We start from the raw sequence: 6,821 nt of genomic DNA, 5'->3' as shown, positions 1-6,821 counted from the left end.
CCAAATACAAAGGCACCATGAAAAACATCACCACAACCGGTTGTATCGACTACGTTAACCTGGTAACCTGGAACATGAAAGGTTTCTTTTCCGACTTTTCCCATACAGCCCTTTTCTCCCTGGGTTAAAATAACCGCCTTTGGACCTAAAGCGGCAACTTTTTCTAAAGCTATATTTGGATTGGTAGGATGAAAATTTTTAGCAAAGGTTTCTGAACCGATTAAAACATCAGTTAAAGTCACTAACTTTTCTCTTTGCTCATCCCAGTTATCAATATCCAGGACAATTCTTCTTCCTTCAGTATGTTCGCGAAAGTATCGGGCGGCATCATAAGCGGTTTCCGGTTCATGAGCATCTAAATGAAGTATTTCCCCTTGACAAAGAAAATCGGGATCGATTTCATCAAGCTTTAAAGGAGTTAGATTTTTATACCAAAAAATAGTTCTTTTCCCGCTTTTTTGATCAATGATACAAAAGGCAGTCAGGCTCATTTTTCCCTTTTCCTTAACGAGTTGGCTAATATCTACTCCTTCCTGAAGAAATTCCTTAGAGAGAAATTCTCCTGACTCATCATCACCCACTTTCCCAACGAAAGAGACTTTTGCGCCCAAACGAGCTAAGGTCACCAGAGCAGTAGCCACCTCTCCACCACCCTGACGAAGAAAATCTTTTAGGCGGATCCGTTGATCAAGCTGAGGGTAGGATTCAACAATTCCTAAGTTATCAAGAGCGACATGCCCAACTCCTACTACATCAAATTGCAGCATTTTTACTCTCCTTCAATTAAACATTGCAATTTCTTCTTCTGAACATATTTTTCCTTAGAATTGATAACTAAACTTTATTTTAAATGATTGTATTTTTGAATAGATTGTTCAATCCGCTTCCCAATACCGGGATCCCGGCGAGTATCTATATATTGACCTTCTTGGAGAGATAGAGCCGGAGCAATATATGAAATCACTATGAGCCCTTGCGAGTCCATTTTTTGAAATAATTGTTGATAATAATGATCAATTCGATTATCCTCGAGATTAAAATCTCCGACCATATAAACCAGCTTTTTCTCAGCAAGCGCGTGACGAAGGCGAGCGGCTTCATCAAGATGGTCTAAGTTGAGGTTATGAATAGCTTTCAATCCACGGGTTGATAGAAAGTTTTCAATATGTTGGTTTGCACTACCACAAAAGTGAATAACCCCTCCCCCAAAAGCTTCAAGAACCTGACTATTATAAGGAACCACAAATTCCCGATAAAGATCTTTTCCAAAAATAACCGAATCGTCATCTGAAATCCAAACCCCCCCGATGCCTCCAGGGATTTTTACACCTAATACATAGGCATCATCATCCCGGCTTTGACCAGCAATCTCTTTTTGAACACGAATCCATTCAATCAGAGAGTCAGTAACCAGTTGCATTAAATCATGAATCATCTCGGGATGATCATGCATCCAATAAATCATTTTATCGTATCCGATAATCTGCAAAGCGGTTGTCAATGGTCCCTGGCAATCGGTAACCCCTACTGGAAAATCAGTGTTTTCTCGCATGTATCGGATTGTGTTAAGAACCCGAGGCATGAGCCCATCTTTCAAAGGATTCGGCTTTTTTAAATCTCGAACTTGCTGAATGTCTTGAATGGTTGGCAAATCAACAGCTGGATCCATTTTGTCCAGGAATTTAACATCTATACCAAATCCTGAAGCAAGAACGCCGGTTCCAAACCAAGGCATTAAAAAAGGAATATAAACATCTTGATATTCCCGCATATGGATTTCGATTTTTTGAGCTTGGTAATTGGTCATAATTGAAGGATCTTCGCTACAATATCCTTCAGGAATTTCCTCCTGTAAAGCGCCAAATAACCAATAGTTTACGTCGTAAATAATATAAGGTGACTCCTGGTTTTTAAATTGAAACGCTTCTCTGATGCGTTTTTCTGAACGAAAATTTCTCTCTCGATATCTTTCTGAGGTATTCATTCATATTCTCCTTGAATTAAGCTATTTTTCTATAAGGTTTTTTATAAAAGGCCTTTTTTCTTTTTGCTTAAAGTATCAATCATCACTGCAACTAAAAGAGTTGTTCCGATAACAAAAGTGTTCCAGTAAACATCTACCCCTAAAAGAGTCAGAGAATTCTGAATCAAAGCCATTAAAAGGGTTCCTAAAAAAGCACCGGCAACGGTACCCTCTCCACCCTGTAAACTGGCACCACCAATAATAACTGCCGAAATAACCCTGAGCTCCAAACCGGTACCCGCCGATACCGACGCCGCCCCCAAACGAGCGGTCATAATGATACCAGCAAACGCTGCTAATCCACCGGCAAGGGCATAATTAAATACTTTCATTTTACTAACATTAATTCCCGATAACAAAGCCGCTCTTTCATTACCACCAATATAATAATTTTGTCGAAAAAATTGGGATTTTCGCAGTAAAAAATCTCCTATAATAACCAAAATAATGGCGATTAGAATTGGATACTGAACATTAAAAAACTTACCTTGACCTAACATTTTAAAAGAATCAGGTAGACCGGTAATATTTTTCCCTTTGGTTATCACCAACAAAAGACCTCGAACTAAATTAAGCATTCCTAAAGTCGTAATGAATGGATTAATCCCAATTTTTGATATAATCAAGCCATTACCCATACCAATTAAAACTCCTAAGCCTATCCCTACCAAAATTGCTAAAATAACTGGTATTCCCCTGGCCATCAGCATTGCTGCCATTGCCCCGGTAAAACCAACGGTTGAACCTACAGACATATCGAAACCGCCTGAAACCATTAAAACTGTCATTCCAATAGCAATGATACTTTCGATCGATAGGCTTAAAAGAGTAGCCAGGATATTTCCTGAAGTAAAGAATATAGGTGACAATATAGTCATAAGGATTACAGCACCAATAATAATAAATAAAATCATGAATTCATGAATTTCAGTTAAGCTTCGCCATAGGTTTCGATGGTTTTTGGTTTGCTCTAGTTGACTCATTCGATTTCTCCTTTATGGGTTTTCTCAAGTTAGCATGTTCACTTTTCCTACACCTGTAGCACAAGTAATGACTCTTTCTTCGGTTGCTTCATTTTGATTAAATTCTCCAACAATACGTCCACCCCTCATTACCAGAATGCGATCACTTACACCTAAAACTTCTGGTAAATCAGATGATATCATAACAATTCCAACACCTGATAAGGTTAAGTCTCGCATAATTTTATAGATTTCTCTTCGGGCTCCTACATCGACTCCTCGGGTCGGTTCATCAACAATTAAGACTTTCGGATTAATTCCTACCCACATAGATAACAATACTTTCTGCTGATTACCACCTGATAGGTTTCTAACTTTTTGAAAAATTGTTGGAGTAATAATTTTAAATTGTTTTCGTGATTGTTCAGCAAAAGAAGTTATTTTACTTTCATCAAGAATATTCATACCCTTTATAAAACGCTTCATATCTGGTGCTATCAAGTCTTCACGATAACTCATTTTTAAAAAAAGCCCTTGTTGTTTTCTATCCTCTGTCAAATAGGCAATTCCTTCTTGAATGGCATCACCGGGAGAATGTATTGACAAAACCTTCCCATTAAGTCTTATACTTCCCTCAGAAAATGGCTCTAAGCCAAATATTGCTCTGGCTAACTCTGTCCTTCCTGCTCCAACTAACCCAGCTATTCCTAATATTTCTCCTCTTTTCAAAGAAAAAGATATTTCAGTGAAGACCCCATCTTGAGAGAGATTTTCAACCTGAAAATATTCCTTACCGACTTTTGAATTCCGATCTCCATACATATTTTGAATTTCTCGACCTACCATGAGCTTTACAACCTGTTCTTCATTTACTTCAGAAATGTTCCGAGTATCAATATATTTTCCATCTCTAAAAATAGTTACCCGATCAGCGATTTCAAATATTTCTTGAAGGTGATGAGAAATATAAACAAAAGATACTCCTTTTTCTTTTAAAAACTGAATATTCTTAAAAAGAAGTTTGGTTTCTACCTGGGTTAATGAAGAAGTTGGCTCATCCAGTATGAGTACTTTTGGGTTACAGGAAATTGCTTTAAGAATTTCAACGACTTGCTGCTCAGCAACCGACAATTCTTTTACTGGAGTACGAGGATCAATCACCAAATCAAAATATTTTAATATTTCTAATGTTTTTTGATATAAAAGACTCCAATCAACCAGTTTCATACGCTTAAGAGGCTGACGATTGGCAAAAATATTTTCAGCGATTGAAAGGTTTTGTACTAAACTCAATTCCTGATAAACAACGCTTATCCCCTCCTGAGATGCATGGTAAGGATTTTGTAATTTAACTTTCTTACCCTCGACGAATACATCTCCACTATCAGGTCTATACACTCCTCCTAAGATGTGCATTAAAGTGCTTTTCCCAGCTCCATTTTCACCCACCAGAGCATGGACTTCACCCTTCTGTAATTGAAATTGAACTCCATCAAGAGCTCGAACTCCAGGAAAGTTTTTTACGATATCTCGCGCTTCTAAAATTATTGATTTATCCATGAATTCCTCCAATAACGATGAGTATCACTAATATTTCTACACTCCCCCTCAATTGAATAAATAACCAATTATCACAAGGGAGCGTGATAATGGATACACGCTCCCTTGTGATTACTAATTTATCTTTGGTTATATTAATCTCTCATAAAATATTCATAATTCGTTTCATCTACAATAACAACACCAGTATCTATGACAGCTGGCGTCCCTGAGATTTTAGCTTTTGCATTATCGCTGGAAATTGGAATGTCGTAATTATAAAGGCTAAATAGAATTTGAGTACCATAAAATGGCATTAAAGCAGTCTGCTGAGCAACCGATGCAGAGATTATCCCGTCTTTAATGTATTCTAAAACATCGTTTCCTCTATCCATAGAAACAATCTTAACCTGACCCGCTTTCCCAGCTTCGTTAACCGCGGTAGCAGCCCCAGCCCCACCAGCAGCTTCAACACAACCAATACCAGCTAAGTCTGGGTACTTTTGAAGAAGAGCTGCAGCAGCTTGAGCAGCAACCGTTGGGTCCGACTGAGTATCAGCAATCTGTACTATCTCAATATCAGGATATTGAGCTAAAGCATCTTTATATCCAACAATTCGCTCTTCAAGGTTCGATTGACCCGGTCTGGTCATAATTGCAACTTTCCCTTTTTCGCCCACGAGAGAAGCTAGCTTTTTGCCTCCTTCAAAACCTGCTTGATAATTGCCCGTTCCAACAAAGGCAATTCTTTTTGAACCTGGCAAATCGGCATCAAGTGTAACAACCGGGATACCAGCATCAATAGCTTTATCAACAATTGCGTCGAGCGAAGGCTCAAAACCAACCACCAATATCCCCTGGGGTTTTTTGGCAATGGATTGTTCAAATGCGGTGATCATGGCTGCCATATCAAAATCAGCCGGTCCAACATACTCGGTTTTAACTCCCAAATATTTTCCAGCTAATTCCATTCCCAATTTATGATCATAAAAATAATCCAAGCTTCCTAGTGCTGAAACTTCAATATAAAGTTGTTCAGAAATTGGTAATTTTTCTTCAGCAAACGCTGGAATCATAAAACTGAAAATACCTACTAATATCATGATAAAAAGCATCATCTTTTTCATGTTCTTTTCCACCTCGTTTTATTTTTTTTTAAAAACTGAACATCTTAAATTATTCGGATTCCACCTCCCAACTCTATTTTTATCATGATAATAAATAATTATATCAATTTATTAATTAACTATTTAAATTATAAGATGAGAATATTTCTTATTGAATTTTAATACCATTTAATTTTTAACGGTTTTCTTGAAGGGTCTCAAAAAAAGCGAGTAAATTTTCTACTGGAATTTTTGCTTGAATATTATGGACATTAGCAAAAACAAACCCTCCATTAGGTTTGAAAGTATTTATCAAATATCTGACTTCTTGACGAACATCCTCAGGAGAACCAAAAGGAAGAGTTGATTGAGGATTCACTCCTCCTCCCCAAAATGTAAAGTCTGAACCAAAATGTTCTTTAAGTTCTTTCGGGTCCATTTTGGCTGCAGAAACTTGCACTGGATTAAGAATATCAAAACCGGCTTCTTTTAAATCAGGAAGAAGATCAAATACTGAGCCACAGGTATGGATAAATACTTTCCATTGAGTATTTTGGTGTATCCATTCATTCATTGCTTGGTGATAAGGTTTAAAGAGTTCTCGATAAAGAGCTGGTGAAATAAATGGACAATTCTGGGATCCAAAATCAGTCCCCGAAAGGACGATAACCTGAATTCTCTCACCAACAGCTTCATACATTAATTTAAGATTCTTTAAACCAATTTCAGTCATCTGAGAAAATACCTCTTTTAAAAAATCCTTACGAGTCATGAGGGAAACATACCATTCTTCAACGTCTCTAATTCCTTGAGGATTTTTCATGCCTGGTCCAGGGACCAAAGCAATATCACCTAAGTTAGTTCCTGGCACTCCACCAAAAACCACCGCACGGTCAGTTTCTTCGTAAAGTCTTTTTGCCTCTTTTTCATAGCAAGCCAGGTCTTCATCGCCCATAATCGAATATTCTTCAACTTGGTCTTCCACTTTTAGCTTCGATTCATCAACAATTGGCTTTTGCCGTATAATAGAATCATGATAAAACCCGTCTTTTGGCATTCTCATAGAAGCCGGAACCGAACGATCGCCTTCAGGATATTGAAGGATGTCACCATTCGATTCCGGCATAATATTAAACTTTTCCGGAACCAAAACCGGTGTCCCATCAAAAAAAGTCCATGGTTTCCAGTTTT

The 6,821-nt window shown here is 37.6% G+C and carries 6 protein-coding genes; all 6 read right to left on the bottom strand.

Annotated features, from left to right (window positions below; translation table 11 throughout):
• The coding region (locus tag PLK24_RS06595; RefSeq protein ID WP_324477482.1) for a PfkB family carbohydrate kinase at nt 1–767 on the bottom strand (767 nt) is incomplete at its 3' end.
• 74 nt (nt 768–841) lie between these two features.
• On the bottom strand, nt 842–1,984 hold the full coding sequence (locus PLK24_RS06590) for a uroporphyrinogen decarboxylase family protein (protein WP_324477480.1): 1,143 nt from the start codon (nt 1,982–1,984) through the stop codon (nt 842–844).
• A 41-nt stretch (nt 1,985–2,025) separates the two neighbouring features.
• The gene (locus PLK24_RS06585) at nt 2,026–3,006 is read right to left on the bottom strand and encodes an ABC transporter permease (RefSeq protein ID WP_324477478.1); all 981 of its coding nucleotides are present in this window, start codon (nt 3,004–3,006) and stop codon (nt 2,026–2,028) included.
• 24 nt (nt 3,007–3,030) lie between these two features.
• The gene (locus PLK24_RS06580; protein ID WP_324477476.1) at nt 3,031–4,545 is read right to left on the bottom strand and encodes a sugar ABC transporter ATP-binding protein; all 1,515 of its coding nucleotides are present in this window, start codon (nt 4,543–4,545) and stop codon (nt 3,031–3,033) included.
• 134 nt (nt 4,546–4,679) lie between these two features.
• On the bottom strand, nt 4,680–5,651 hold the full coding sequence (locus PLK24_RS06575; RefSeq protein WP_324477475.1) for a substrate-binding domain-containing protein: 972 nt from the start codon (nt 5,649–5,651) through the stop codon (nt 4,680–4,682).
• Between the two features lie 175 nt (nt 5,652–5,826).
• Nucleotides 5,827–6,821 (bottom strand): uroporphyrinogen decarboxylase family protein (locus PLK24_RS06570; protein ID WP_324477473.1); only part of this gene is annotated, 995 nt, incomplete at its 5' end.

Source organism: Atribacter sp. (genome assembly GCF_035418125.1).
GTDB classification, from domain to species: Bacteria; Atribacterota; Atribacteria; order Atribacterales; family Atribacteraceae; genus Atribacter; species Atribacter allofermentans.
This window is presented reverse-complemented; position numbering and strand designations above follow the sequence as displayed.

Excerpts from the sequence above, each read along its gene's own strand:
- PLK24_RS06590 (WP_324477480.1), bottom strand. The coding sequence starts at position 1,984 with ATGAATACCTCAGAAAGATATCGAGAGAGAAATTTTCGTTCAGAAAAA.
- PLK24_RS06585 (WP_324477478.1), bottom strand. The coding sequence starts at position 3,006 with ATGAGTCAACTAGAGCAAACCAAAAACCATCGAAACCTATGGCGAAGC.
- PLK24_RS06580 (WP_324477476.1), bottom strand. The coding sequence starts at position 4,545 with ATGGATAAATCAATAATTTTAGAAGCGCGAGATATCGTAAAAAACTTT.
- PLK24_RS06575 (WP_324477475.1), bottom strand. The coding sequence starts at position 5,651 with ATGAAAAAGATGATGCTTTTTATCATGATATTAGTAGGTATTTTCAGT.